Here is a 24,133-nt window from a genome sequence, read left to right as displayed (position 1 = left end):
GTATGATCGGTTACGAAAATACGAACCACTTTATTAATCTGTTTAAAAAATATGTCGGCTCCACACCTGGGAAATTCAGACAAAAGGCACTGGAGGACCGATTCTCCTCACACTTTCCCGTTCAATGAATCTGCCCGGGATCACAAAGGTTCCGGTGCTGTACCTGGCATTCAGTAATTTATGCAGGATAATATGCACCACCCGCTTGGCCATCTCCTTGGTGTCTATCTCATAGGTAGTAAGTCCGATACCGGCAAACTGGTCTGCCAGATAATTATCAAAACCAACAATGGAGATATCTCCTGTCACATCGTACCCTTCCCGTACAAGCTTCTGGTACATCATGCTTGCCGCCAGGTCACTGTTACAGAAAAAGGCGGTTGGCATATCTTCCGGAAGGATAAATTCTTTCTCATTATCCATCACGCCATCACTGTCACGGTCATCGATCACCCAGTCTTCCCTCCAGGGAACGCCATGTTCCATCAGGGATTTCAAGTATCCGAAATACCGGTCATCAATACTGGTGGTCATCAGTCTTTTTCCCACAAAACCAATTTTGGAATGGCCCATGGAAAACAGATAGTTGGTCATCTCGTAACCACCCATCAGGTTGTTGGACACCACACAGTCACTGGATTTTCCTCTTCCCGTAGTATCCAGGCTGATCAGGGGAACCCCTGCATCTTCTGCCAGAAATTCCGCATATCCTCTCTCAAACTCTCCCATTATGATCAGGCCGTCTGCCTTTTTCTCAAGGAGCACCTTGGGAAGTTCTCTCCGTTTCTCCACTTCGCTGCTGATCACTTCCAGCATGGCAAAACAGGTTCTGGAGACCGCCTGCCTGGCGATCTCCTGATAAAGTTTCCAATAGAAGGACTGGTTCTCGGACACATAACGATCCGCAACAATGATGCCCAGTGTGAAGCTTTTGCCTTCATTTGTATTTTTTCGGGACTCACTTTTCTGATATCCCATCTCATCTGCCAGCTGGATGATCTTTGCCCGTAGTTCCTCGCTGACGCCCTTCTGACCGGAAAGAGCCTTGGACACGGTCACGGTACTGACATTCAGTTTCTTTCCTATATCTGCAAGTCTGACTGCTTTAGCCATTTTTTAACCTCTTTTTTACTATATATTCTGTTTTAACGCTATCATAGATGTCCCGCAAAATCAAGAGGTTTTAACAATTGTCAAGCGGATATTCGCAATCCGCTTCGCTATTTGCTCATAACCAAATAACTGCTCCGCAGTTTATTTGGTTAAATTATAAGCTTCTTTACTCTGTCATCGCCTTTTTCAAAGCCTCAAGTTTCTCCTCGGCATCTTTAAAGTTTTCGCCTTTTACACCGAAATAGTATTTGATCTTTGGCTCAGTTCCGGAAGGACGAACACAGCACCATGCATTGTTTTCCAGCTCATAATAGAGAACATTGGATGTGGGAAGTCCTGTGGATGTGGTTTCTCCTGTGATCATATCCCTGCGGCAGTCACTCTTGTAATCGCGGCATGCAAGGACTTTGAACCCACCAAGCTCTTTCGGCGGATTCTCACGGAAGGCATTCATCATGGCTGTGATCTTCTGGGAACCGTCGATTCCTTTCAGGGTTACTGTTGCAAGGTCTTCTTTGTAGTAACCATATTTCTCATACAGTTCCACCATGGCATCCCAGAGCGTTTTTCCCTGAAGTTTGTAGTATGCGGCAACTTCGCAGAGCATCATCACTGCAACCGGCGCATCTTTATCTCTTGCATAGGTTCCTGCCAGACAGCCGTAGCTCTCCTCAAGTCCGAATACGTAGTGATGGCTTCCTGTCTCATCAAACAGGCGGATCTGCTCCCCGATATACTTAAAGCCTGTCAGCACTTCGATCAGAGCTGTGTTGTATTCTTTTGCAACAGCTTTTGCCATATCTGTAGTAACAATGGTCTCAACAAGTGCAGGATTTTCCGGCATGGTGCCTGTTTTTGTACGCTCCCGCAAAATATACTCGGCGATGAGCATGCCGGACATGTTTCCGGTAAAACTTACATATTCACCGGTTTTCGTATCTTTTGCATGGACACCAAGACGGTCTGCATCCGGATCTGTGGCAAGAATAATATCTGCATCTACTTTTTTTGCCAGCTCAAGGGCAAGTGTCCAGGCATTTTTGTCCTCCGGATTCGGATATGGAACTGTTGGGAAGTTTCCGTCCGGAACTTTCTGCTCTTCCACAACATAAACCTGTGTGAAACCAAGCTCACGGAGAACTCTTCGGACAGGAATATTTCCGGTTCCGTGAAGTGGTGTGTAAACGATCTTCATATCCTTGGCAGCCTCCGGGATGATCTCCGGGTGGATGCTCTGTTTTTTCAGCTGCGCGATATATTTGTCATCAAAATCGGTTCCAATGATGCTGAACAGGTTCTCTGCTCTGGCTTCATCCTCTTCCATTGTTTTTACCATGGAAAAATCCGTTACTTTTGCCACTTCTGCAAGAATGTTTTTATCATGAGGCGGTGTGATCTGGGCACCGTCTTCCCAGTATACTTTGTATCCGTTGTATTCTCTCGGGTTATGGCTGGCTGTGATCACGATACCGGCAATACAGCCAAGTTCCCGTACTGCAAAGGAAAGCTCCGGTGTTGGACGAAGTGACTCAAAAAGATAGGTATGGATGCCGTTTGCATTCAGGCAGAGCGCTGCCTCTCTTGCAAACTCCGGTGACATGATACGGGAATCATGGGCAATGGCAACGCCTTTGTCCTGACCGTTCATGGCAATGATATAATTGGCAAGTCCCTGTGTGGCCTGACGCACAGTATAGATATTCATACGGTTGGTTCCTGCTCCGATCATTCCGCGGAGTCCGCCGGTTCCAAACTCCAGCTGACGGTAAAAACGGTCCTCGATCTCTTTTTCGTTCCCCTCAAGTTTTTTCAGTTCCTCCTGGGTCTGCGCGTCGAAGTACGGGTCTGTGCACCACTTTTTGTAGGTTTCCTGATAACTCATCTTTTTACATCCTCCCTGATTTTTATTATTTTTTACAATACTTAACTGGAAATTTCCCGCACACAGCCTTCCTATGAAGCAGTCCATGTGACTTTACTTTCCCGTCAAATATCCAATATCAAAACCTTATATCCCGTCAGTTTTTTCTGGTTACGCTTCTGCCAGCCGGTCAAAGATCTTCACCAGAAACAGCGAATTCACAAATGCCTGCACACCGCCGCCCACAAATACCCAGATCCAGAAGATCGCGGAAAAGGTCTGCGGAGAGATCAGAAACCAGAGCACAGGAAAAAGATTCACAACTGTGATCACAAGAGTCTGTCCGATGTGGCTGGCTGCCAGTCTGGCACCGTTCTCAAATGTCTTTTTTACCGTATTCTCAAACTTTGCAAGAAGCGGAAATACATAGGAAAAGACTGCTGCGCAGATAATCCCGAGAACAATACAGAAGCCGTACATAAAAGAAGCTCCCTGTGCCCTTCCTGCTGCTCCCAGGATATGAAAATCCGCGACCAGCACCACAACCACCACCAGAACGATCACAGTTACCGGTAATGACTGAAGAAAATTCTGTTTAAAAGAATGGAAAAATTCTCTTGTCACAGTGGTTTCTTCATCTTTTACAAGCTTCAGCATCACATAGTACAGAGCAATGGTAGATGCGCCGATGGTGATCACCGGGATACAGCACAAAAGCCACAGGATGCTCAGCCAGAAAATGTTGAAGATCTTTGTCATGATCTGTGTGTAAGCACTGTCGCCGCGAAAATTATCTTTAAAAGCCATTATCTTTTCCTCCCCAAAAAGAAATATTTAACCAAATAATTACTTCACCGTTATTCGATGTAGATCTGCGTAACGAATATGGATTGCAAATATCCGACCGGCCACTCATTCTTCCATCAGATACTCCAGAAACTTCAGTGCGTTCTCCGGATTTTTCGTTCCAACCGCTACTGCAAATACCGGATCTTTGATATATTCCGACATCTCCGTGAACCGATTGTCCCCGGAAAGACTGATCCCGTAAGGTTTCACCTCTCCCTGACCGGTTTCATGATCCTCAAAGGAAACCTCGTCATCCTCTTTATAACCGACTGCATACTGATAAGATTCCCCGTATTTTTTCTCCAGGTCTTCTTCTGTTACCTCATCCAGGCTTTCAAAATAGCCATAACCTGCATATTCCTCAAACAGCTCCCGATCCAGGATCACCACATCGATCTGCACGGTTTTCCGTTTTCCATCTGCTCCCAGAAGATTACTCATATCCGCTGTAACCTGTGCAAGTTTCTTCTCATCCAGAGATTCATCGATCACTGCCGCATAGAGAAGATTCTCCGTTCTCGGCCTTGCCACATGCCATATCAGGGATACTGCCACAGCAATAAGAAGGATCACTCCCACTGCCGGAAGGAGATAATAGTCTTTCAGATATTGTATTTTCTGCTGCCGGTCCATTTCCGGCCATTTTCTTACTTCGGATTTCCGCATAGGTTCTCCTCGTCACAATTCCTGACATTCTTCACATTTAAGTAAGTAGAATGTTTATTTGTTTTTTATTTAGCTAAATTTTAATATCTTTTTAGCTAAATATCAACCTGATCAGCCCATTAATTTTGCAATGTACTTAACTTTGTCTAATACGCACAAAAAAAGAGGCACTGTTTTTGTTACTTTTACAGTGCCTCTCTGAGTCGTTATACTACTGGCCTAAATGCCGTTGTTTTATTTTGCAGTAAAATGATACAGTCTGCTCTTGAAATCGCCCCAGAAATCTTTCATCAGGAATCCACCCTTCATCAGCATCTCTCCTGTGTAAGTTTCCTCTGTTCCTTCCAGTCTGTATGTTACCTTCGGATCAAAGCCTCTCAGAAATACTTTTCTGGAATGGCTGTTTGGTACGCCAAGTACCTGTACATAAGTTACCAGCACTTCTTTTTTGTCCTGTGAGGAAAGTGCCCAGCAGTCATATTTATGGTTTTCCCGGTAGGATGCGATCCGGTAATACTCTCCCTGCTGGATCAGGTGTCTGTATTTATTGTAGGTTGCCGTCTGCTCCGGAATCAGCGCTCTGTCCTCCTCCGGGATCTTTGTGATATCCAGCTCATAGCCGAAGGTTCCTGCAAGAGCCACATGGCCCCTTGTCTCAAATGGTGTCACACGTCCCACAGAGTGGTTCGGGCAGTCGCTGACATGGGCACCGATCACAGAAAGGGGATATATCAGTGCGCTTCCTTCCTGGATCATCAGACGCTCCACTGCATCCGTATTGTCGGAACACCAGATCTGCGGGCTGTAATAAAGCATTCCCGGATCAAAACGTGCGCCGCCGCCGGAGCAGTTCTCAAGAAGAAGATCCGGAAACTCCGTAACCAGTCTCTCCTGAAGCTCATAAACACCAAGCACATATCTGTGGAAAAGCTCCTGCTGTCTTTCTTTGGGAAGATAGCTGCTGCCAAGGTCAGAAAGCTGACGGTTCATATCCCATTTCACATAGGCAATGTTTGCACTTCGAAGAACAGATGCCACACATTCGTAGGCATAATCTCTTACTTCCGGTCTGGATAAATCCAGAACATACTGGTTTCTGCTCTGGGTTGCCTCACGGCCCTGGATCTGGATCGCCCAGTCCGGATGTGCACGGTAAAGGTCAGAATCCGGTGAGATCATCTCCGGCTCAAACCAGATTCCAAACTGAAGGCCGATCTTGTTTACTTCATCTACCAGATGTTTCAGGCCGCCTGTGATCTTCTCTTCGTTGACTTTCCAGTCACCAAGAGAACAGTTGTCGGAATTACGTTTTCCGAACCATCCATCATCCATGACCAGCATCTCAATGCCACATTTTTTTGCCTCTCTGGCAATGTCAAGAAGCTTGTCCGTATTAAAATCAAAATATGTAGCCTCCCAGTTGTTGATCAGGATCGGACGTTTCTCATATTTAAATTTGCTGCGGATGAGATGGTTCCGGTAAAAGTCATGATAACTTCTTGTCATCGCTCCAAGACCGTTTCCGGAGTAAACTATAACCACCTCCGGTGCCTGGAATTCCTCTCCCGGTGTAAGGAGCCAGGAAAATTCCTCCGGATTGATTCCCATAGTCATACGGAGGTTATCAAACTGGCACAGCTCTGTCTCCGCCATAAAGTTTCCGGAATACACGAAATGCATGGCGTAAACTTTACCGTTTTCCTGCTCGGTTCCGTTTGTCACAAGGGCAATAAACGGATGTTCCTGGTGGCTGGACTCTCCTCTCGCGGAAGAGATCACCTGTTTTCCGTAATGGAGCTCTCCTGTCTGGATGTGACGCTCTCTTGCCCAGGTTCCGTGAAGAGACAGCATGGAAAAATTCTCATTGTCCATATCCAGGCAGGCACTTAAGATCTTCTCGATGCGGAGATCTTCTTTTCCCTGATTCTGTACACGGACGCTTCGCGTAATTACATTTTCTTTCTCAAAGGCAGTATAGGAAAGGACCACCTCGAGATCCAGATCTGCATCTTTCAGGGTAATCTCCAGTGTTTCTGCCTCATCCTCTGTGGCAAAAGATGCCGGAAGCCCTTTCAGTCCTTTTTTGCCTTTATAGATCTCATGTCCTGTGTAATGCAGCTCACATCCCATATTTCCGGCTGCATTTCGGATATTCAGGCAGCTTTCCCGGTAATCTCCGATTCCTCCGGTTGGATACTCCATGGGAAAGAAATCAAGGAATGCTGATTTCTCTCTTTTGTTTACCGATGGTGTATACGGCGGCTCTTCCATTCGAAGAAGATAATTGTCTGCCTCCATAAAAAGTCTGTCCCCGTAATAAATATGTCCCAGAAAACCTTCCGGGCTTACCCCCATCACATAGGTGCTTTTTTCCGTATCAAGACGGAAGATCTTTTTCTCTTCATTAAACGTAACTGACATGTGCCTTCTCCTTTTTTATATTATTAAGCGGATCTTTACGATCTGACTTTATGACTTCCCCAAAACCTGTCAACGCTTCTGCGCTTTATTTTATAAAGCTAATTTTAGCTGTATTATAGTTAATTTTAGTCTTTAAGTCAACGTCTGTTTCTGCTTTTCCCTGATTCTTTTTTGCCCCACTATGTCTCTACTCTTTCACAGACACCGCCGGCATTTCCAGATACCGGTTCAGATCTTCCGTGAGAATACGGATCTTGTCTCTGGTGTCTTGCTCTTTGTAAGTCAGCCGGCTGGCGATCCTGGTAATATAATCCTCCTCTTCAATGATCTCACAGGTCTCCGGGAAATTAATATCATAGTACTGGGCAAGATAAGATACCCAGTAGTCCACCGGCACCTGTCTGTCTGCAGATAATACTGACTCCCTTCTGAGACAGGATTCCCACACTGCCGGCGAGATCAGGCCTTCTCCGGCTGTTTCCTCGGAAACTCCCAGCATGGCTTCAATGGATGCCACCAGTTTCACCCGGCAGTTATCCAGTTTATCTGCATCCCGGATCAGTTTTGCATGAAACAACGTTCTGGCATCATGGATTCCTTCCAGTTTAAAATCACTGTGCTTACGGATCGCCGCATTGATCAGATCATCAAACAGATCCTCACGGACAAAACGCCGGATCATCTTTTCCTCCCCGAAGAGAAGTTCCGCCCCGAATACTGCATGATCCATGGTTCCCGGCTCAAAACTGTGAAATCTTCGGATCTGTTCAAAACGTCCGATATCGTGAAGCAGCCCGATCAGCTCTGCAAGTTCCACATCTTCCCTGGAACACTCCATCCTCCTGGCGATCTCCCCTGCGTATTTCACCACACCGTAAGTATGCTCGATCTTCAGATAGATCTGCTCATCCTGCCGGTCGTATTCATCCAGATAATTTTCAAATTCCTGCTTTGCGTGTTCAATATCGATCATCCCGCCACGCACCTCCTGACTTTTCTTCTGTTCCTCTGATATCCCCTGCAAAGAATCCCCCGTTTATAAAAATGGTATCAAAAAAAGCGCTATCCTTCAATAACGCTTTTTAAAATATTTAAACTTTTTATTTTAATTTATTCATATTTCACGATTTCTTTCCGCAGCCGCTTCATGATGCGTTTTTCCAGGCGTGAAATATAAGACTGTGAAATTCCCAGGAGATCTGCCACCTCCTTCTGTGTTTTCTCCATTCCTTCCCGGTTTCCGATTCCAAAACGCAGACGGATGATCATCTGCTCCCGCTTCGTCAGTTTACTGATGGCTTTTCCCAGAAGCGCGATCTCCACCTCATCTTCCAGACGTCTGGAGATCACATCATCGTCCGTTCCCAGGATATCAGAAAGCAGTAACTCATTTCCATCCCAGTCCACATTCAACGGCTCGTCGATGGAAACTTCCATCTTGGTCTTGCTGTTTCTCCGGAGGTACATCAAAATCTCATTTTCAATACATCTGGATGCATAGGTAGCAAGTTTGATATTTTTTACCGGATTAAATGTATTGATAGCCTTTATAAGTCCTATGGTTCCGATAGAGATCAGATCTTCCACACTAACTCCTGTGTTGTCAAATTTTTTTGCAATATAAACCACAAGCCGGAGATTATGCTCGATCAGAACGGCCTTTGCCTCTTTTTCCTTTTCTGTCCCAAGCATTGCTATCACTTCAGCTTCACGCTCCGCCGGCAGCGGTGCCGGAAGGATGTCATTTCCCCCAATATAAAAAACATCTCCCGGTCGATTGATCATAAACCTCTGGATCACCTGAAATGGATAAGATCTTACAGCTGCTCTGTTCATAATATAAGCCCCCTTCTTAATTTAATAGTCTGGAATTCAAAAGTATCCCGTACTCTTCTCCCAAAGCTGAGGGCTCGGATGTTATGGCAAGCACTGGTTTTCCCACATGTACCACCCTTCCGGGAGTTTGGATCAGAAATTCGTCAAGAACCACTGCCAGCAGCAATCCTTTTTTTCCATCTGCGGTACGACAACTCAGAAAATGTGGCTGCAGACTGACAAGCTCCGTATTTTCCAGTCCCTCTGGCTTATCTCTGATATCCATCAGTTTTTTTACCAGTTCTTCCGATACCAGGCTTCCCAGAAGTTCCTGTTTTATAACAGATACCGGCTGTTTTTTCACGGGATCCATAAGGAAGTTTCCCGTATCAAAAAATCCATATGTCTGCTGTATCTTCCCCTGATATTTAAGCGTGACCGGATAAATATTCCTTCTGCCAAATCGGAAGGTCTCGGCTGCACACCCCAGTGTATAAAATGCACCGTAAATCCCTGCCACAAAAAGCAGAAATGTTTTCACCGTCATGGTCCTTTCCGTTTCCAGTGCCTGATAGATCCCGCCTACCACAAAAGCTGTGAAATACAAAGCCAGAATGGTTTTCGCAAGAAGGCCTCCTTTTTTCAGGCGAAAAGCAAAGGATGCCATAAAAAAAGCGCAGCCGCCATGGATCAGTACAGCAGCAGGAAAAATAATCTTAAAAGGTACACAAAGAAGCAGGCAGGATACAAAAGATCCAAAGGCAGCGGATAACACGCATCTTAAGCGTTTCCCGTCAAGATGCAGAAATTTTCCCACAAGTCTTAAAAGCATATAATCCATAAGGAAATTCGTCATAAAAACGATATCTATGTATATATTCTGATACATAAGACTCCCCCACTGCTGTTTTATCTGCCATTGATTCTCAACTTTGGTAAGTACATTTATTATAGGGCAGGCTCTGTGCATATTTTGTCAAAGTTGGATGTCGATTCTTCAAACTTATCGGGGCATTTCTGTCTGCATCGACATTTATAGATTTTTTCTATGGATCAGCGACAAAAATGTATAAATTTCCGTACAATATGTGTATTTATTGATTTTCGCACTTTATAGTGTTAAAATATTTTTTATTATATATTTCGTAAAAAAATTCTATTTTATGAGATACAGGAGGGAATCGAACAATGATCAATATTACCGGACATACCGGGCTTACCGGCCTTCTGGGAAGCCCAGTGGCACACAGCGTATCACCTTTAATGCACAATGAAGCATTTCGTTACCTCGGGCTTGATTATGTGTATCTCTGTTTTGATGTGACAGAGGAGACCCTTCCCCAGGCAGTGGAAGGACTGAAAGCCTGCGGGATCAAGGGCTTTAACCTGACCATGCCAAACAAGAATAAGATCGTGGAGCTCCTGGACGAACTTTCTCCTACCGCACAGCTGATTGGAGCGGTAAATACCGTCCGCAATGATAATGGAAAATTAAAGGGATTTAATACCGATGGTTATGGATTTACCCAGTCTGCCAGAGATGCAGGCTGTGATGTGAAGGGACGCACCATCACCGTTATGGGTGTGGGCGGTGCCGGAATGGCAATCTGCGGACAGTCCGCCCTGGAAGGTGCAAAAAAGATCCATGTTTTTGCACGTCCTACCAGCCGTTACTGGGAACGTGCCGCTGCCATGGCAGAAAAAATGTCTCATATGACAGAATGTCAGATGATCCTTCATGAGATGGATGATCACGCCGCTCTGAAAGACGCACTGGAAGAAAGCACTCTTCTGATCAACGCTACCTCTGTGGGAATGGTTCCGGATGTGACCGGCACAGTCATCCCGGACAAAACTCTGTTCCATCCGGAACTTACGGTAGCCGATGTTGTGTATGAACCAAGAGAAACAAGACTTCTTAGAGAAGCCCGGGAAGCCGGATGTCCAACCTTTAACGGAATGTACATGCTGCTTCACCAGGGCGTAAAAGCATTCCACATCTGGACCGGACTGGATATGCCGGTTGAGATTGTAAGAGAGAAATATTTTAAATAATCCATCCCTGTTAATACACGATCCGCATATTAATTCCCTGTGGGAAATCTCCGTATTTTTCTCCGAAGAGATTGATTCCACCCTGATTTATGGCATCCGGGCGCACTCCGATCCTCAGAGAAATATACGGTTTTCCTGACAGGCGCACGGTTTCCAGTATATTCTCATCGTTCACCTTAATCTCATTGATGTAACATCCATCTTTTCGCAGAGAAACTCCTGTCATAAATCCATACTGCGTCAGACCTATGGGCCATACATTTGGTGTCAGTCTTCCTCTTCTTGCTCCCAGATCTCCCGGACATGTATAAGTCCCAATCTCTGTTCCATTAACTGAAAAAGTAATATCCGACGGCCACTGGGCATTATATCCAGGTGCTTCCGAACAGAGTTCCATGGAAAAGTTCATCTCCTGGATGTTCCAGAGGGGATTTATTTTGTTGGGAAAACGATATTCTATATATCCCCGGCTGAACCAGATCAGCTGCGCCTGCTGCCTGTCCGTCGAATAAAAAGACCTTGGATCATCAAAAGTATCAATTACCCCGTTCATTCCCGCCAGGCCACAGGAAGGTTCCACCTGAAAATCTGTATAATTTCCAAGGGGCATCTGGTATACCAGCGTATTTTCCGCCGCGCTGATATCCGTATCATACGCTTCCAGATGAAACGAAATAAAATCGCACATGCAGACTCTCATGGAGCCATGAATTCCCGGCTGGCTTTCTGTAGATACCAGATGAGCATCCTCCAGACAGCTGATATGCAGCGCTGTTGAAGATAACGGGATTCCCAGTCTTCTGGAAATTTCCTGCAGCGACAGCGGATGCACCTTTATCAGATTCAAAATATCAATCCGCACCGCTGAAGACAGCGCCTTTCCGATTGCTGTGATCCATGGTTTGTGACTCTCTGTTGACAGGTTCAGTTCCAGTTCCTTTTCTGTTGTAATTCCCTGACTGATTCTTTCTTCCGCCATTCTTTTTCCTCCGTTTCAAGATTCATGTAATGAATATCTGCTTCTTTTCTTATTTATTTCATTATTTATGTAATAAATATCATTTTTTCAAAAATATATACAAATTGCATTATACATTCTTGTTACAATCGCAGATTTGCGTCATTTTGCATTAAAACCATTGATTTTTTCGAATTTTATGACTACAATTATGAGTATAAAAAAGAGAAAAAACTTTTTGAAGCTTCGTTTTTTCCTCTACTTCCAGTAATTATGTAATAAATTTATTAACCCTATTATATGGCAGCCAGCGTAACCTGACAACATTCTTTTTATATCCCGGGCAATACCCATTACGGATATTTCAATATTGATTTTACTCAAAGAAAGGATTTAACTCTATGAGAAATGAATATCCGCGCCCTGATTTCATCCGGGAGAAATGGATGCCTTTAAATGGTACCTGGAATTTTCAGGACGGAACCGACAAAACTCCCGTAAAAATCCAGGTTCCCTTCCCGCCCCAGAGCAGACTCAGCGGGTTTCAGAAAGAACTTACTTCTGACAGAATCACCTATCAGCGAAATTTTTTTATCCCGGCAGAGTGGATCGGTCAGAGAATTCTTCTTCACTTCGGAGCTGTTGACTACAAATGCAGCGTATTTATCAACGATCATTGTGTCGGCTTTCATGAAGGCGGTCAGTCCTCCTTCACCTTTGATATCACAGATTTTCTTTCCGGAGGTGAAGAAACACTCACCGTGGCAGTTACCGATTACCTGCATGATGAAACCGTTCCCAGAGGCAAACAGTTCTGGAAATCATCCGGCGAGTTTATCTGGTACACGCAGTCCAGCGGCATCTGGCAGTCCGTATGGCTGGAGCCGGTAAATGAAGCTCACCTGGAAAAACTGTGCGGTCTTTCCTCAGACTGTGACTTTGTCGCAATCCGCCCGGAAGCCGTCCTGATTTCTCCGGAAACGTTGAATGATGCCGTGCATTTCCAGGGAAAGATCACCGGTGTGATGCTGCGTGGAACTACCATTTCCTACACCATAGACTGCGATGGTATCGAATTACGGGCAGATACCCTGTTTGAAACCAACCGGCAGCGCAATATGGGCGAAATGCTTCAGCTCCAGATTTTGAAAGAAGATATTCTTCATCTTCATTAATAACTCCTGACTTTACGGAGGTATTCCCTGCAAAAAAACTCCCACCAACAGGCAGCTATAAACAGCTGTCTCTGTCAGCGGGAGTTTGGTTATGTTATTTTATATCTTCTTATTTCTTTTCTTCCTGAACTTCGATCTTACGGATAGTCTTGTTCTTGATCTCTTCTTTGATGAAGCTGATGAACTCGCCAAGATCTTTCATTCCTTCATCACCAAGGTAACGGCTTCTTACGGAAACCTTGCCCTCTTCTTCCTCTTTTGCACCAACGATAAGCATGTATGGTACTCTCTCAAGACGTGCCTCACGGATCTTGTATCCCATCTTCTCAGAACGTCCGTCTACGGAGCAGCGGATGCCTGCCTCTTTCATCTGGGCCTCTACCTTCTGCGCATAATCGTTGAACTTCTCGGAGATCGGGATCACACGAACCTGCTCCGGGCAGAGCCATGTCGGGAACATTCCTGCATACTTCTCAATGAGCCATGCAAGAGTTCTCTCATAGCATCCCATAGATGTACGGTGGATGATGTACGGACGCTGTTTGTCGCCGTTCTCATCAATATAGTACATATCAAACTGTTCTGCAAGAAGTGCATCCCACTGGATTGTGATCATGGTGTCTTCTTTTCCGTATACGTTCTTGGCATTGATATCAACCTTCGGTCCGTAGAAAGCAGCCTCTCCTACATCCTCTGTGAACGGAATGTTCAGCTCGTTCAGCATCTGGCGGATATGACCCTCTGTCTCCTCCCATACTTCCGGCTCACCGATATATTTCTCTTTGTTTGTCGGGTCCCATTTGGAAAGGTGATAGGTTACATCTTCCTCAACACCAAGTACCTGCAGGCAGTACTGTGCAAGTGCGATACAGTCTTTGAACTCTTTTACCATCTGGTCCGGTCTTACGATCAGATGTCCCTCGGAAATCGTAAACTGACGAACTCGTGTCAGGCCATGCATCTCACCGGAATCCTCGTTACGGAACAGTGTGGATGTCTCGCCCAGACGGATCGGCAGATCACGGTAGCTGTGCTGCTCTGCTTTGTATACATAGTACTGGAACGGGCATGTCATCGGACGAAGTGCGTAAACCTCTTTGTCCTTTTCCTCGTCCCCAAGTACGAACATGCCGTCTTTGTAATGATCCCAGTGTCCGGAGATCTTGTAGAGATCACTCTTTGCCATCAGAGGAGTTTTTGTTCTTACATAGCCACGTTTTGTCTCCTCATCCTCGATCCAGCGCTGAAGCTCCTGCATCATGATCACACCGTTTGGCATGATAAGCGGAAGTCCCTGTCCGATTACGTCTACTGTTGTGAAGATCTTCATCTCACGGCCAAGTTTGTTATGATCGCGTCTCTTAGCCTCTTCCATCTGCTCCAGATGCTCTTTCAGCTCATCCTTTGTTGCATATGCAGTTCCGTAGATACGTGTGAGCATTGCGTTTTTCTCGCTTCCTCTCCAGTATGCGCTGGAAGAAGAAAGAAGCTTGAATGCTTTGACTCCTTTTACGCTCATCAGGTGTGGTCCTGCACAGAGGTCTGTCCAGTCTCCCTGGGAATAGAAGGAAATCTCCTCTCCCTCCGGAAGATCCTCGATCAGCTCTACCTTATATGGCTCATTTTTCTCTTTGAAGTATGCGATGGCATCCTCACGGGATTTTGTGAAACGCTCAATCTTTGCGCCTTTTTTGATGATCTTCTTCATCTCTTTTTCGATGGCATCAAGATCCTCACGGGAAAATGGCTCGTGGTCGAAATCATAGTAGAATCCTGTATCAATGGATGGTCCGATGGCAACCTTTGCCTCCGGATACAGATTCTGTACAGCCTGTGCCATTACATGAGATGCTGTATGACGGAGAACTGCAAGGCCCTTCTCATCTCTTGCTGTAAGGATGTTAAGCTCACAGTCATCCTCAAGGACTGTACGAAGATCTACAACCTCTCCGTTTACTTCTCCTGCACATGCAGCACGTGCAAGGCCTTCGCTGATGTCATATGCGATATCGATCACTGATCTTGCTTCTGAGTATTCTTTTTTTGAGCCGTCTTTTAATGTAATAATCATGATTGTTTCTCCTTTCGTTTTCAACGAGTTTCTATGATACACAGTGCATTTTCCTGTACCGGAGATCTTTTCCCGGAAAATACTGTGGAGTAATTTTCTCCGGAATAAAAAAATCCCTTACAGTACATCACGCACTGTAAGGGACGAGTTTATTCATTCTCGCGGTTCCACCCTGCTTGCTCCATATAAACAGATACCTGTCAAATACAAAGCCTCTCAATTATGATGATAACGGAATCACCGGACCGGATTGGGGCCACTCGGAGGTAGTTTTCAACTGTTTCCCGATAAGATGTTTCCAGCACTTCACATCTCTCTCTGTAACATTTCACAGTTTACTCGTCTCGTCAACGTGTTTTTATTTCTTTTTCTGTGGTTCATTATAAGCGCAGCATTTTTATTTGTCAACGCATGTTTAAAAAAAATTTTCACAGATTTCCCATCATTTTATCCTTGATGATTGCCAGAATTTCTCTTGGAATGTAGACCAGAAGACGCCAGCTTCGATATCTGGAAGGTACCATAACAACTTCCCGGAAGCCGCATTTCCTTGCAATAGCTGCTCCTCTCCATACATGAAAATTGTTGGTCACCACGCCTATGGAACAATCTGTGGTTCCGATCTTCCTGCGGCTGAATTCCAGATTCTCCTTCGTGCTGGTGGACTCTTCTTCCAGGATCAATCTGTTCCCCTCTATCCCATGTCCGATGAGATAACGGTACATGGCCTCTGCCTCGGAAATGTTTTCTCCGTCACCTTTTCCACCGGAGAGAACTGCCCTTGTGCCAGGATTCTCCTTAAGATAAAGAAGAGCCCTTCTGGCTCGTTCCAGAAGGGCAAGTGTCATCCGTGTTCCGTCCACGTGGGCACCTAACACGATAATGTAATCCAGATTCTTCTTTACACTCATTATCTTCCGCAGCAGTATTTGTATTTCTTGCCGCTTCCGCATGGGCACGGATCGTTTCTTCCGACTTTGTGTGGTTTCACAACTGTGCCGGATTTCTTCTGCTCCATGTAGAGAGCTTTCTTCTTCTCTTCTGTGAAAATCTTGTCCCACTGAGGAAGGTTGTAAAGCCAGTCAGCCTTGGCGTCTACCATGTTCTTATAGAGAGCTTCTTTATCAAATGCAAGGTTAACCTTGGTGTTCTCATCCATAGTCTCGATCGGGTTCGGAACCTTCAGGCTGTCGTTGATTCCGTCAAGGAAACCAACCATAGTCATAACATCCTGACCGTATTTCTCAGCAAGCTCTTTAACAGTTCCGGAAACAACCTCATCCGGGTTCTCCAGAAGCTGCTCGTAAATGTTCTTCTCAATGTTAAAATAAGTTGCCCAGAAGCGCTGAAGCTTATTCTTATCTGCATTCTGATTATAAGCAACGGAACGCCACTGCTCAAGAATTGTCATATCGCTCATTGTCTGATCCTCTTTTCCAAAATTTTAGATGAATAAAGCGGCCGTTTCATTCCGCTTCGCAATTTTTGTTTATTATATCATCTTTTGGTGAAGAAAGCAAATACATCTATCTCATATCCACAAAAATCCACATAAAAAAGATACTTTCTCACCTGCAGCCGTCACTGTACTGTGCAGAATATTTTTTTGGAAAATCACGAAAAAGGACAGCAACTTTTCCCATTCACTGTCCTTTTCCTATGTGTCTTATATCATATCCTGTTTATTTTACTGAAGGTACTGATTGGACTTCCAGATCACACTTACCAGACGTGCAATGCATGCGCGCAGGTCCTCGATCTTAAGTGTTCCCTCTTTCAGTCCTTTTCTGAGATTGTCATGATCTCCGAAACATCCCGGCATTACCAGGTCATTTCCCGCTCTCATGCAGCCGGATGCTGTACAGCTGTCTCCCTGTTCTGTAGTCGTCCAGTCTGTCATGATCGCTCCTTTAAATCCCCATTCGTTTCTGGCGGACTCTGTACAGAGATCATAATTGTTTGCCGCATGAATACCGTTGATCAGATTGTAACTGGTCATGATGGACATTGGCTGTGCTTCTTTTACCGCAATTTCAAATCCTTTGAGATAAACTTCGCGAAGTGCACGCTCAGACACAACACTGTCTGATCCCATACGATTGTCTTCCTGATTGTTGCAGGCAAAATGTTTGATGGTCGTTCCACATCCATAATTGGACTGAACACCTTCTGTCATAGCTGCCGCAATGGTTCCGGATACATACGGGTCTTCGGAATAGTATTCGAAGTTTCTTCCGCAGAGAGGATTTCTGTGGATATTCATTCCCGGTGCCAACCAGAGTGTTACTCCGAAATGTTCCATCTCTATTCCGATCATGGCTCCCACTTCACGGATCAGCTCCCGGTTCCAGGTCTGCGCAAGCAGTGTTCCTACCGGGATCGCAGTACAGTACTGATAATATCTTTCTCCCGGAAGTTCTCTGGAATCGTCATAGAACAATCCACCTTCCAGACTGAACTCAAATGGCATGGAAACAATGCTTCCGTCATTTACATGATAATACTTCATCAGGCGAAGTCCTGCCGGTCCGTCTGCCAGAACGATGCTTGCAAGACCTTTGTCTACTGCACAGCGATGGGTTTCACCTGCAGAACCTGGAACGGAAATTCCTGCTGCGCCAAGATTGCCACCCTGTGCTTTGCCCGGATCTCCTGCTGCCAGATCGATCAGATCTTCTTCTGACAAGGTATTTACAAAATCCATTGCTTCTTTTTCATAGAGGTCTGCATTCTTCTTATATTCCACAGTCTCGGTAGCAATGTCTGCTCCACGAATGTTAAGAACAGTCAGTTCCTCCTCTTTCGCCTGCTGCGCTGCTGCCGCCGCACGTTTTGCTGTTTTGGATGCTTCCTGAGAAATTTCTTCCAGTTCCTGTTTCAGCGGGAAAAGATTTCTGACCTGTCTTCGGATCACTTCCTGATCCAGTTTTATGCCTCCGCAGAGTTTTGCTGATGCAAGACTGTTTCCGACCCATATGCCATAAAAACCACTCTCAAGGATCCATGCAGCTCTCTTCTCATCATAAGAAGTCAGCCCATCCATCTTTACTTCCATGGTAACTTCCTGTGCTTCTCCCGGTTTCAGCTCGTTTGTCTTTGCATAGGCTGCAAGACGGTGTGCTTCTTTTTCGAGGATGCCGCCCGGCAGGGATGCGTAAACCTGTACGACTTCTTTACCGGAAACATTTCCCGTATTTCTGACCGTTGCCGTAACACGGATCTTTTCTGCTGATACCGCTTTCAGAGCACATCCGGTGATCTCAAAGTCTGTATAGGAAAGACCGTAACCGAATCCATAGCGCACCGGAACTTCAAAAGTATCAAAATAGCGGTATCCCACATAAATTCCCTCATCATAAAGCTCTGTTTCCACATTTCCGTTATTATGTGAAAACTTCTCGGAGCTGGGATAATCCTCATATTTATAAGCCCAGGTATCTGCCAGTTTACCGGATGGGTTCACCTTACCGGACAGGATATCCGCAAAGGCATTTCCGCCTTCCATTCCAGGCTGTACGATCACCAGAAGGGCTCTGATATTGCGGAACTCATCCATAAAGGAAAGATCCACCTGTGCACCTGCATTGATCACAACAACCACATTCTTATAATAAGCACAGATATCTGCCAGCATCTGATGCTCTTCTTCACTGAGATCATAATCGCCTTTGTCAGCAGTACGGTCTGATCCTTCTCCTGCGATCCGGCTCAGAACATAGATCGCGTTTTCTGTATCTTCTCCTTCGGCTGGTTTCTGGATCGGATCTCCTGCCGGCATCTTAAAGGGAGTGGTGCTGTATACCGTAAAGAAATCCATGGTATCTGCACCTTCTCCTGTTTTTGAAAGGATACTTCTCTTCCACTCCTGACGTGCATTTTCATAGATCTGGTCGTAGCTTTCGATCCACGCTTCTGTTGTCACCTGGAATCCGGCATTTTTCATTCCCTGAAAAACAGATACGCGTTCACGCTCATTGACATCTCCGGAGCCGGTTCCTCCCTTGATGGTCCTGCCTGCACCGGCACCATAAAGTGCCACTTTACTTCCTGCTTTCAGCGGAAGGATATGATCTTCATTTTTTAGTAAAACGATTCCCTCTGCCGCTGCACGGCGGGCCACTTTACGATGTTCCAATTCCCATGGCTGCACTTTGGGATCTGTAGTGCCGGAAAATTTTCTCTCTTTCAAAATACGTGTCATGATTATTCCTCTCTGATAAAATCTGCAAATGTTTCTTTTATTTTCTGTTCGTCATCTGTACCTGCATTCAGGACTAGCGGCTTGGAAAGATCAAGGCTGAAGATTCCCATGATCGATTTTGCATCTACATAATATTTACCGCTCTGCAGATCCATGTCGCAGTCAAATTTGCTGCAAAGTTTATTGAATTTATCTGCATCCTGCATGGATACGATGTTTACTGTTAATTTTACCATAATCAGACTCTCCTTTTCCAGTTAAATTCAAGCGGATATTTTGAGCAAGCGGATAAAAGCATCCGCATTCGCTACGTAGCTCTACACCAAATAACTGCTACGCAGTTTATCAGAAGGAGCTACGCTCCTCCTGATACAAGCAAGTCCCCCTCGCAGGGGACTTACTTGATTTAGTTAAAGTACTTCCTGAGAAGATACGTCGGGGTGCAGCTCCATGCATGGCAGTAGCTGTTGACAATGCTGCTTCCATAAGGAGATTCCGCCGGATTTTCCGGATTGTAAAGTTCCCAGAATGTATCTGCACCGTGGCTTAACATTCCGCCCCAGTAATATTTCATATATTCCATTGCCTGGTCTCTTTTTCCGCACATCAGAAGTGCTTCCACAAAATGATGGTTCATGTACGGAGAAACCATTCCTTTTTCCGGTTTTAACTCCACCAGACGGTCCAGGATTTCTGCTCCCTCTGCGCTGTCTACCGCGCCTGCCAGGATCAGCCATACCTGACTTGCATAATTGATCTGTTTTTCCTCTCCGCTTATGAAAAGGCCGCTCTCTTTATCAAAAAGATATTTTTTCGCAGCTGCTGTTTTCGCCGCAGCTTCTTTTTTCATCTCTTCGGCTTTTTCAGCGTCTCCGAGGATTTCTGCGATCTTCTGTACCTTCTTTGCACAGTATATATAAACACCCTGCATTGCGCTCTGCTTGTTCAGACCATTCCGTCCAGTCGATAAAGCCCCAGAAACCATCTCCTTTTTTCATAAGTTCCTTTTCATCAAACTGCTCTTTCGCAATTTCCATCTGACGATATGCACAGGCACTTAAATCTTTTAAAGTTTCCCTGTCACCGGACGCTTCGTAGTAGTCACAGAGGGTTGCTCCAAAGAACATGGAATAATCCAGAAGGAAGGTATCATCCACGATAAATTTCGGTTCTGTGAAAAGGCAGGCGCTGACCTGGCCATTATCCTTTGTCTGTCCAGCGAACAGATACAGACATCTTTTTACCAGATCCATGTTGTGGAAGGTCTCATAGTTCGCAAGTGCCTGGAGCCTTAAGTCGCCAAGCCACAGACGACGGTCTCTCTTTGGTCCGTCCTCGAATACGGACTGCATACAGTTTTGCAGGGTACGGAGGCTGACACGGTCCAGTTTTCGGATCATTTCATCCTCACTTTCCACCGGCTTTACATCTTCCATACTGACAGCGGAAACACTGACACAGGATACATCTTCCACTACCATCTGCCATTTCAGTGATGTATCTATCACCTCGATCTCCATATAGCGGAATGCATATCTTCTTGGAAGCTTCAGCTCTGCCGGAAGGACATCGACATGGATAAACTCTTCCTGGATCCATCCACGGCTGATCCACCCATCATAATCTGCGGAGTCCTCTGTCATCTCCTTGGCAATCTCACCGAATTTCAGTCTGAAAAATGCCGGTGCATCCTGAGGGCTTCCTACGGAGTTCAGTTTCAGGGTCACATATCCCACCTGATGATCTTCTAAATCCAGACAGATCTTATCTCCTTTTGCCAGGTGATAGCTGGAAAGATTTCCGATCTCATCTTTTTTATGAACTTCCGGATAAACATCTTCTGTTTTTACGATATCTACGATAGAAACCGGACGAACTACCGTTTCCCGTAACTTTGGTGTGCATGCTTCTGCTTTTTTTACAAAATCCTCATTGGTCACACGGACCATCTCAAGGTCACTGCTTACCTCTGGCATTATGCGTTTGCTCTCCTTTCATCCAGTTCTTTGACGATCTGCGGATAGATCTTATCCAGATCATAGAACATCATTGTGATAATTGTTGCGATATTTGTGATGATCGGCACCCAGATGTACATTGCTGTGATATAAGTCTGAGCCGTTGCTGTCTGTGTTGCAAGGTTTGCGTCAAATCCACCAAACTGAAGAAGTGCCGCACCGATACTGCTGGCGATAGCCATTCCCACTTTTCCAATGAAACCATTTACTGCGGAAAGAGTTCCGGCTGTATTTACACCGGATTTCCACTCACCATAATCAACAGGGTCCGGCTGCATTGCAAAATGCATACTTCCCTTCAGTCCGTATCCTGCTGCCGCGATCACCGCACCAGCCAGAAGAACCGGAACATTTGTGCCGCCAAAGAAGATGATCAGAAGACCACCCATATGTACAAAACTTCCTCCAACCATCAGATTTCGTTTTGATGTGAGTTTTACAAGGAACGGTGCACAAAGATTTGCTACGATTGGTACCAGTGTTGTGATGGTCGCAACGATCTGTACCAGTGTCGTGTTCTGTACAACATAAGTAAAGTAATAAATAACCGCACTTGCCTGGATCACAAATCCACCAAAGAACCAGACGATATTCAGTGCAAAAAGTTTCCACGGTTTGTTGTGGAGCAGACAGGAAATGTTTGCTTTAAGGCTGACTTTTTCCTGTTTGATGGTTACACGCTCTTTTGTGTTAAAGAAGCAGAAGAAGAATACAAGGCATCCGACTACACCGAAGATCATCATAACGATACGGAATCCAAGTGCCTCGTTGCCGTTTCCGAATTTGTCTACCAGTGTCAGGGCAAAAGCGCTGACTACAGTGGAACCGATGGATGAAAAGAAAGTTCTGCAGGATGCAAGGACGGTTCTCTCATGCGGGTCTTCGCTCAGTGCCGGGAGAATGGATGCCATCGGGATATTTACAACGGTGTATGCAGTGGAAAGCAGAATGTAAGTAATGTATGCGTAGATCAGCATACCTGTCTGTCCGATATCCGGTACAGAGAATGCAAGGACTGCAGCCACACCAAATGGAACCGCACCAAACAGAATCCATGGTCTTGATTTACCCCATTTTGTGTTTGTCTTGTCAATGAGGAATCCTACGATCAGGTCGGAAATTCCGTCAATTACTTTTGTTACCAGGAACATTACACTGACTGCACCGGCATTCAGATGCATGACATTTGTGTAAAAATACAGCAGATACAGGGAGATCATCTGCCAGATCAGGTTGCAGGCAAAATCGGAAGATCCATAACCGATTCTCTGACGCCACAGGCCGATCTTTACTTTCTTTTCAACTTCGTTCATCTCTTTTACCTCCAAATTTCTTTCTGGCATTACTGTACACTTTTTCCCTTTTTCTTCCAATTGTGATTTTTTTTGTAAAACACTGACGTTTTTTTCGATGATTATGATATACTTTCCTTATCTCTTATGAAAGATCCGCACGAAAAGGGGACTGTTATGAAACTTACCAGAGAAGAATTTCAGAAATACATTTATGCCTACAATGAAGATGAGATTTTTTACAAAACACTTTACCTTCAGGAGAAAGATCATCCGGGATATCAAGTTGAACCAGGCATGCCGTGCCCTCAGGGAAACTTCTCTCAGCAATCATGCCATCTGCGAACTTGTAGGTTACGAAAGTCCGGAACATTTTATGCGTACTTTTAAGAAAACTTATGGAATGACTCCCGGTGAATACCGGAAGAAGAACAAAGAATAACGTAATAATGTAGTCAAAAATACGGAACCTCCATCCGGGCAGATAAATGTATCTGCCTTTCGTTAAAGAGAAGTTCCGCAATAAAAAATTTCAGGATAAATTTTTCATGATAAGCAATATCCTGCTGTCATAAAAAAACGGAGAATTTTATATATTATCTGTATAACCGATTCCGTTCCGGGAGATACTTATCATATCCTCCCCTTTAGACGCAGAGGGCTTCGCGATGGTGCAGGTTCTCTGCGTTTCTCTTTTTACAGCAACTCATACTGCATCATCACAAATTACTTCACACCAAGTTCCTCAAGCTCTTTTGCCGCCTGTTTCAGGTTTTCGAACTGAATGGTACGGATCCCTGCTTTTCTAGCCCCTTCACAGTTGATGGCCCGGTCGTCCATAAATACCGACTTCTCCGGTTTCAGATCATAGCGTTTCAGAAGTGTCTCATAAATATCCACTTCCGGCTTGATCTGCTGTACGTCGCAGGAAAATACCACTCCGTCCATATATTTCAGGAACGGCATATCTTTTTTGGTTCTCTCCAGCATATAAGTTCCGTAATTAGAAAGAACATAGAGATGATATCCCTGGTTTTTGAGATATTTCACCCAGGTTTCCGCATAGTCATAAAGATGCATGCATTCCGGATCCCGTCGTACCACTTCACGGATATCCTTCTCATATTCCGGTGCACTTTCTACAAATTTATCTACATACCAGGACTCCTCGTGGAGTGCTCTGTCCTGTTCTTCCCAGATTGGGTTTCGAAATGTTGCATCCGCAATTTTTTCATATTTTTCTTCCGGAAAATTGTAGCTCTTCAGATACTCTTCCCAGTCATATCCCATCAACACATTTCCCACATCAAAAATAACATTCTCGATCATACGGTTTTCATCCTCCTTTGGTTTCTCAGGTCCCCAGATCCGGTACGCCATCCAGAAAACATAAGCCACGATCGGTACCAGTACTGCTGCCGCAAAAGCGCCCCGGAACAAAGCCTGTGAGTTCTCACTGCTGCCCCATGCAAACACCATGGGAATGCAGAACACGAGAAGCAAAATAACAACGCCTGCCAGTGCCGCAATTCTTTTAAAATTTTTCATTCGGAATCCTTTCACATGATATACCAGTTGTTATAGCCAATATTATCATCAGCCTCTTAACAAAAGGGCGCCGGAGAAATTTCCCCGGCG

General features: G+C 45.1%; 22 protein-coding genes and 1 other annotated feature. Of the genes, 4 read left to right on the top strand and 18 right to left on the bottom strand.

Features of this window, described 5'->3' with window-relative positions; translation table 11 throughout:
* Positions 1–2 precede the first annotated feature (2 nt).
* Positions 3–128 carry a hypothetical protein gene (locus AC04Q6_RS13590; protein ID WP_242997112.1) on the top strand — a complete coding sequence of 42 codons (126 nt, stop codon included), beginning with the start codon at positions 3–5 and terminating at the stop codon, positions 126–128.
* Here AC04Q6_RS13590 and AC04Q6_RS13585 read toward each other — a convergent pair.
* The 8 genes from AC04Q6_RS13585 to AC04Q6_RS13550 form a co-directional block, all read right to left on the bottom strand.
* Positions 76–1,113: a LacI family DNA-binding transcriptional regulator gene (locus AC04Q6_RS13585; RefSeq protein ID WP_118062810.1), complete on the bottom strand. Its 1,038-nt coding sequence runs from the start codon at positions 1,111–1,113 to the stop codon at positions 76–78. The genes AC04Q6_RS13590 and AC04Q6_RS13585 overlap by 53 nt on opposite strands.
* Positions 1,114–1,279: 166 nt before the next feature.
* Positions 1,280–2,995: a phospho-sugar mutase gene (locus tag AC04Q6_RS13580; RefSeq protein ID WP_118071271.1), complete on the bottom strand. Its 1,716-nt coding sequence runs from the start codon at positions 2,993–2,995 to the stop codon at positions 1,280–1,282.
* Positions 2,996–3,145: 150 nt separating this feature from the next.
* Positions 3,146–3,781 carry a YesL family protein gene (locus tag AC04Q6_RS13575; protein WP_118071184.1) on the bottom strand — a complete coding sequence of 212 codons (636 nt, stop codon included), beginning with the start codon at positions 3,779–3,781 and terminating at the stop codon, positions 3,146–3,148.
* Between the two features lie 105 nt (positions 3,782–3,886).
* Positions 3,887–4,489: a hypothetical protein gene (locus tag AC04Q6_RS13570; RefSeq protein WP_118071185.1), complete on the bottom strand. Its 603-nt coding sequence runs from the start codon at positions 4,487–4,489 to the stop codon at positions 3,887–3,889.
* Positions 4,490–4,723: 234 nt separating this feature from the next.
* Positions 4,724–6,910 (bottom strand): alpha-galactosidase, encoded by a 2,187-nt coding sequence (locus AC04Q6_RS13565; RefSeq protein WP_118071186.1) that lies wholly within the window; start codon positions 6,908–6,910, stop codon positions 4,724–4,726.
* Between the two features lie 187 nt (positions 6,911–7,097).
* Positions 7,098–7,883, bottom strand: coding sequence for an HD domain-containing protein (locus AC04Q6_RS13560; RefSeq protein WP_021977621.1), 786 nt, complete (start codon positions 7,881–7,883; stop codon positions 7,098–7,100).
* 137 nt (positions 7,884–8,020) lie between these two features.
* The gene (gene sigE / locus AC04Q6_RS13555) at positions 8,021–8,746 is read right to left on the bottom strand and encodes an RNA polymerase sporulation sigma factor SigE (RefSeq protein WP_021977622.1); all 726 of its coding nucleotides are present in this window, start codon (positions 8,744–8,746) and stop codon (positions 8,021–8,023) included.
* A gap of 16 nt (positions 8,747–8,762) precedes the next feature.
* Positions 8,763–9,614 carry a sigma-E processing peptidase SpoIIGA gene (locus AC04Q6_RS13550; RefSeq protein WP_021977623.1) on the bottom strand — a complete coding sequence of 284 codons (852 nt, stop codon included), beginning with the start codon at positions 9,612–9,614 and terminating at the stop codon, positions 8,763–8,765.
* A gap of 299 nt (positions 9,615–9,913) precedes the next feature.
* Between AC04Q6_RS13550 and AC04Q6_RS13545 the strand changes: the two genes are divergently transcribed.
* Positions 9,914–10,780 carry a shikimate dehydrogenase gene (locus AC04Q6_RS13545; protein WP_021977624.1) on the top strand — a complete coding sequence of 289 codons (867 nt, stop codon included), beginning with the start codon at positions 9,914–9,916 and terminating at the stop codon, positions 10,778–10,780.
* Between the two features lie 10 nt (positions 10,781–10,790).
* Here AC04Q6_RS13545 and AC04Q6_RS13540 read toward each other — a convergent pair whose 3' ends face one another.
* A complete protein-coding gene (locus AC04Q6_RS13540) occupies positions 10,791–11,759 on the bottom strand; it encodes an ArsR/SmtB family transcription factor (RefSeq protein ID WP_118071188.1) in 969 nt (322 codons plus the stop codon).
* Between the two features lie 380 nt (positions 11,760–12,139).
* On the opposite strand from AC04Q6_RS13540, the gene AC04Q6_RS13535 reads away from it, so the two are divergent.
* Entirely contained in the window at positions 12,140–12,913 is a 774-nt protein-coding gene (locus tag AC04Q6_RS13535) for a sugar-binding domain-containing protein (protein WP_119247844.1), read from the top strand.
* 109 nt (positions 12,914–13,022) lie between these two features.
* Here AC04Q6_RS13535 and thrS read toward each other — a convergent pair whose 3' ends face one another.
* The 8 genes from thrS to AC04Q6_RS13495 form a co-directional block, all read right to left on the bottom strand.
* Positions 13,023–14,984: a threonine--tRNA ligase gene (thrS, locus tag AC04Q6_RS13530; protein ID WP_118071189.1), complete on the bottom strand. Its 1,962-nt coding sequence runs from the start codon at positions 14,982–14,984 to the stop codon at positions 13,023–13,025.
* 136 nt (positions 14,985–15,120) lie between these two features.
* Positions 15,121–15,344 (bottom strand) — a binding site (T-box leader).
* A gap of 68 nt (positions 15,345–15,412) precedes the next feature.
* Positions 15,413–15,895: a YdcF family protein gene (locus tag AC04Q6_RS13525; RefSeq protein ID WP_118071190.1), complete on the bottom strand. Its 483-nt coding sequence runs from the start codon at positions 15,893–15,895 to the stop codon at positions 15,413–15,415.
* Entirely contained in the window at positions 15,895–16,404 is a 510-nt protein-coding gene (locus tag AC04Q6_RS13520; RefSeq protein ID WP_021977629.1) for an SEC-C metal-binding domain-containing protein, read from the bottom strand. Before AC04Q6_RS13520 ends, AC04Q6_RS13525 begins: the two co-directional genes overlap by 1 nt.
* Positions 16,405–16,671: 267 nt before the next feature.
* Positions 16,672–19,185 carry a glycoside hydrolase family 3 protein gene (locus AC04Q6_RS13515; RefSeq protein ID WP_118071191.1) on the bottom strand — a complete coding sequence of 838 codons (2,514 nt, stop codon included), beginning with the start codon at positions 19,183–19,185 and terminating at the stop codon, positions 16,672–16,674.
* Positions 19,186–19,187: 2 nt separating this feature from the next.
* Positions 19,188–19,421: an HPr family phosphocarrier protein gene (locus tag AC04Q6_RS13510; protein ID WP_021977631.1), complete on the bottom strand. Its 234-nt coding sequence runs from the start codon at positions 19,419–19,421 to the stop codon at positions 19,188–19,190.
* Between the two features lie 170 nt (positions 19,422–19,591).
* The gene (locus AC04Q6_RS13505) at positions 19,592–20,116 is read right to left on the bottom strand and encodes an alpha-L-rhamnosidase-related protein (RefSeq protein WP_476389725.1); all 525 of its coding nucleotides are present in this window, start codon (positions 20,114–20,116) and stop codon (positions 19,592–19,594) included.
* Entirely contained in the window at positions 20,049–21,161 is a 1,113-nt protein-coding gene (locus AC04Q6_RS13500) for an alpha-L-rhamnosidase-related protein (protein WP_476389724.1), read from the bottom strand. Before AC04Q6_RS13500 ends, AC04Q6_RS13505 begins: the two co-directional genes overlap by 68 nt.
* Complete coding sequence (locus tag AC04Q6_RS13495) at positions 21,161–22,516, bottom strand: MFS transporter (protein WP_021977633.1); 1,356 nt, start codon at positions 22,514–22,516, stop codon at positions 21,161–21,163. The genes AC04Q6_RS13500 and AC04Q6_RS13495 overlap by 1 nt, the downstream gene beginning before the upstream one ends.
* Before the next feature lie 193 nt (positions 22,517–22,709).
* Here AC04Q6_RS13495 and AC04Q6_RS13490 point away from each other — a divergent pair, with 193 nt between their 5' ends.
* Entirely contained in the window at positions 22,710–22,937 is a 228-nt protein-coding gene (locus AC04Q6_RS13490) for a helix-turn-helix domain-containing protein (protein ID WP_118071194.1), read from the top strand.
* A gap of 284 nt (positions 22,938–23,221) precedes the next feature.
* Here AC04Q6_RS13490 and AC04Q6_RS13485 read toward each other — a convergent pair whose 3' ends face one another.
* Positions 23,222–24,043, bottom strand: a complete 822-nt coding sequence (locus tag AC04Q6_RS13485; protein ID WP_119247843.1) for an HAD family hydrolase — start codon at positions 24,041–24,043, stop codon at positions 23,222–23,224.
* Positions 24,044–24,133: the final 90 nt, after the last annotated feature.

The sequence above is a fragment of the Blautia sp. HA9023 genome (genome assembly GCF_056504095.1).
This window is presented reverse-complemented; position numbering and strand designations above follow the sequence as displayed.

What these genes read in the sequence shown, in the direction of transcription:
- thrS (WP_118071189.1), bottom strand. Translation starts at nt 14,984, where the DNA reads ATGATTATTACATTAAAAGACGGCTCAAAAAAAGAATACTCAGAAGCA.
- AC04Q6_RS13585 (WP_118062810.1), bottom strand. Translation starts at nt 1,113, where the DNA reads ATGGCTAAAGCAGTCAGACTTGCAGATATAGGAAAGAAACTGAATGTC.
- AC04Q6_RS13495 (WP_021977633.1), bottom strand. Translation starts at nt 22,516, where the DNA reads ATGAACGAAGTTGAAAAGAAAGTAAAGATCGGCCTGTGGCGTCAGAGA.
- AC04Q6_RS13590 (WP_242997112.1), top strand. Translation starts at nt 3, where the DNA reads ATGATCGGTTACGAAAATACGAACCACTTTATTAATCTGTTTAAAAAA.
- AC04Q6_RS13550 (WP_021977623.1), bottom strand. Translation starts at nt 9,614, where the DNA reads ATGTATCAGAATATATACATAGATATCGTTTTTATGACGAATTTCCTT.
- AC04Q6_RS13580 (WP_118071271.1), bottom strand. Translation starts at nt 2,995, where the DNA reads ATGAGTTATCAGGAAACCTACAAAAAGTGGTGCACAGACCCGTACTTC.
- AC04Q6_RS13485 (WP_119247843.1), bottom strand. Translation starts at nt 24,043, where the DNA reads ATGAAAAATTTTAAAAGAATTGCGGCACTGGCAGGCGTTGTTATTTTG.
- AC04Q6_RS13490 (WP_118071194.1), top strand. Translation starts at nt 22,710, where the DNA reads ATGCCTACAATGAAGATGAGATTTTTTACAAAACACTTTACCTTCAGG.
- sigE (WP_021977622.1), bottom strand. Translation starts at nt 8,746, where the DNA reads ATGAACAGAGCAGCTGTAAGATCTTATCCATTTCAGGTGATCCAGAGG.
- AC04Q6_RS13505 (WP_476389725.1), bottom strand. Translation starts at nt 20,116, where the DNA reads ATGCAGGGTGTTTATATATACTGTGCAAAGAAGGTACAGAAGATCGCA.
- AC04Q6_RS13500 (WP_476389724.1), bottom strand. Translation starts at nt 21,161, where the DNA reads ATGCCAGAGGTAAGCAGTGACCTTGAGATGGTCCGTGTGACCAATGAG.
- AC04Q6_RS13520 (WP_021977629.1), bottom strand. Translation starts at nt 16,404, where the DNA reads ATGAGCGATATGACAATTCTTGAGCAGTGGCGTTCCGTTGCTTATAAT.
- AC04Q6_RS13535 (WP_119247844.1), top strand. Translation starts at nt 12,140, where the DNA reads ATGAGAAATGAATATCCGCGCCCTGATTTCATCCGGGAGAAATGGATG.
- AC04Q6_RS13570 (WP_118071185.1), bottom strand. Translation starts at nt 4,489, where the DNA reads ATGCGGAAATCCGAAGTAAGAAAATGGCCGGAAATGGACCGGCAGCAG.
- AC04Q6_RS13525 (WP_118071190.1), bottom strand. Translation starts at nt 15,895, where the DNA reads ATGAGTGTAAAGAAGAATCTGGATTACATTATCGTGTTAGGTGCCCAC.
- AC04Q6_RS13565 (WP_118071186.1), bottom strand. Translation starts at nt 6,910, where the DNA reads ATGTCAGTTACGTTTAATGAAGAGAAAAAGATCTTCCGTCTTGATACG.
- AC04Q6_RS13575 (WP_118071184.1), bottom strand. Translation starts at nt 3,781, where the DNA reads ATGGCTTTTAAAGATAATTTTCGCGGCGACAGTGCTTACACACAGATC.
- AC04Q6_RS13510 (WP_021977631.1), bottom strand. Translation starts at nt 19,421, where the DNA reads ATGGTAAAATTAACAGTAAACATCGTATCCATGCAGGATGCAGATAAA.
- AC04Q6_RS13545 (WP_021977624.1), top strand. Translation starts at nt 9,914, where the DNA reads ATGATCAATATTACCGGACATACCGGGCTTACCGGCCTTCTGGGAAGC.
- AC04Q6_RS13515 (WP_118071191.1), bottom strand. Translation starts at nt 19,185, where the DNA reads ATGACACGTATTTTGAAAGAGAGAAAATTTTCCGGCACTACAGATCCC.
- AC04Q6_RS13540 (WP_118071188.1), bottom strand. Translation starts at nt 11,759, where the DNA reads ATGGCGGAAGAAAGAATCAGTCAGGGAATTACAACAGAAAAGGAACTG.
- AC04Q6_RS13560 (WP_021977621.1), bottom strand. Translation starts at nt 7,883, where the DNA reads ATGATCGATATTGAACACGCAAAGCAGGAATTTGAAAATTATCTGGAT.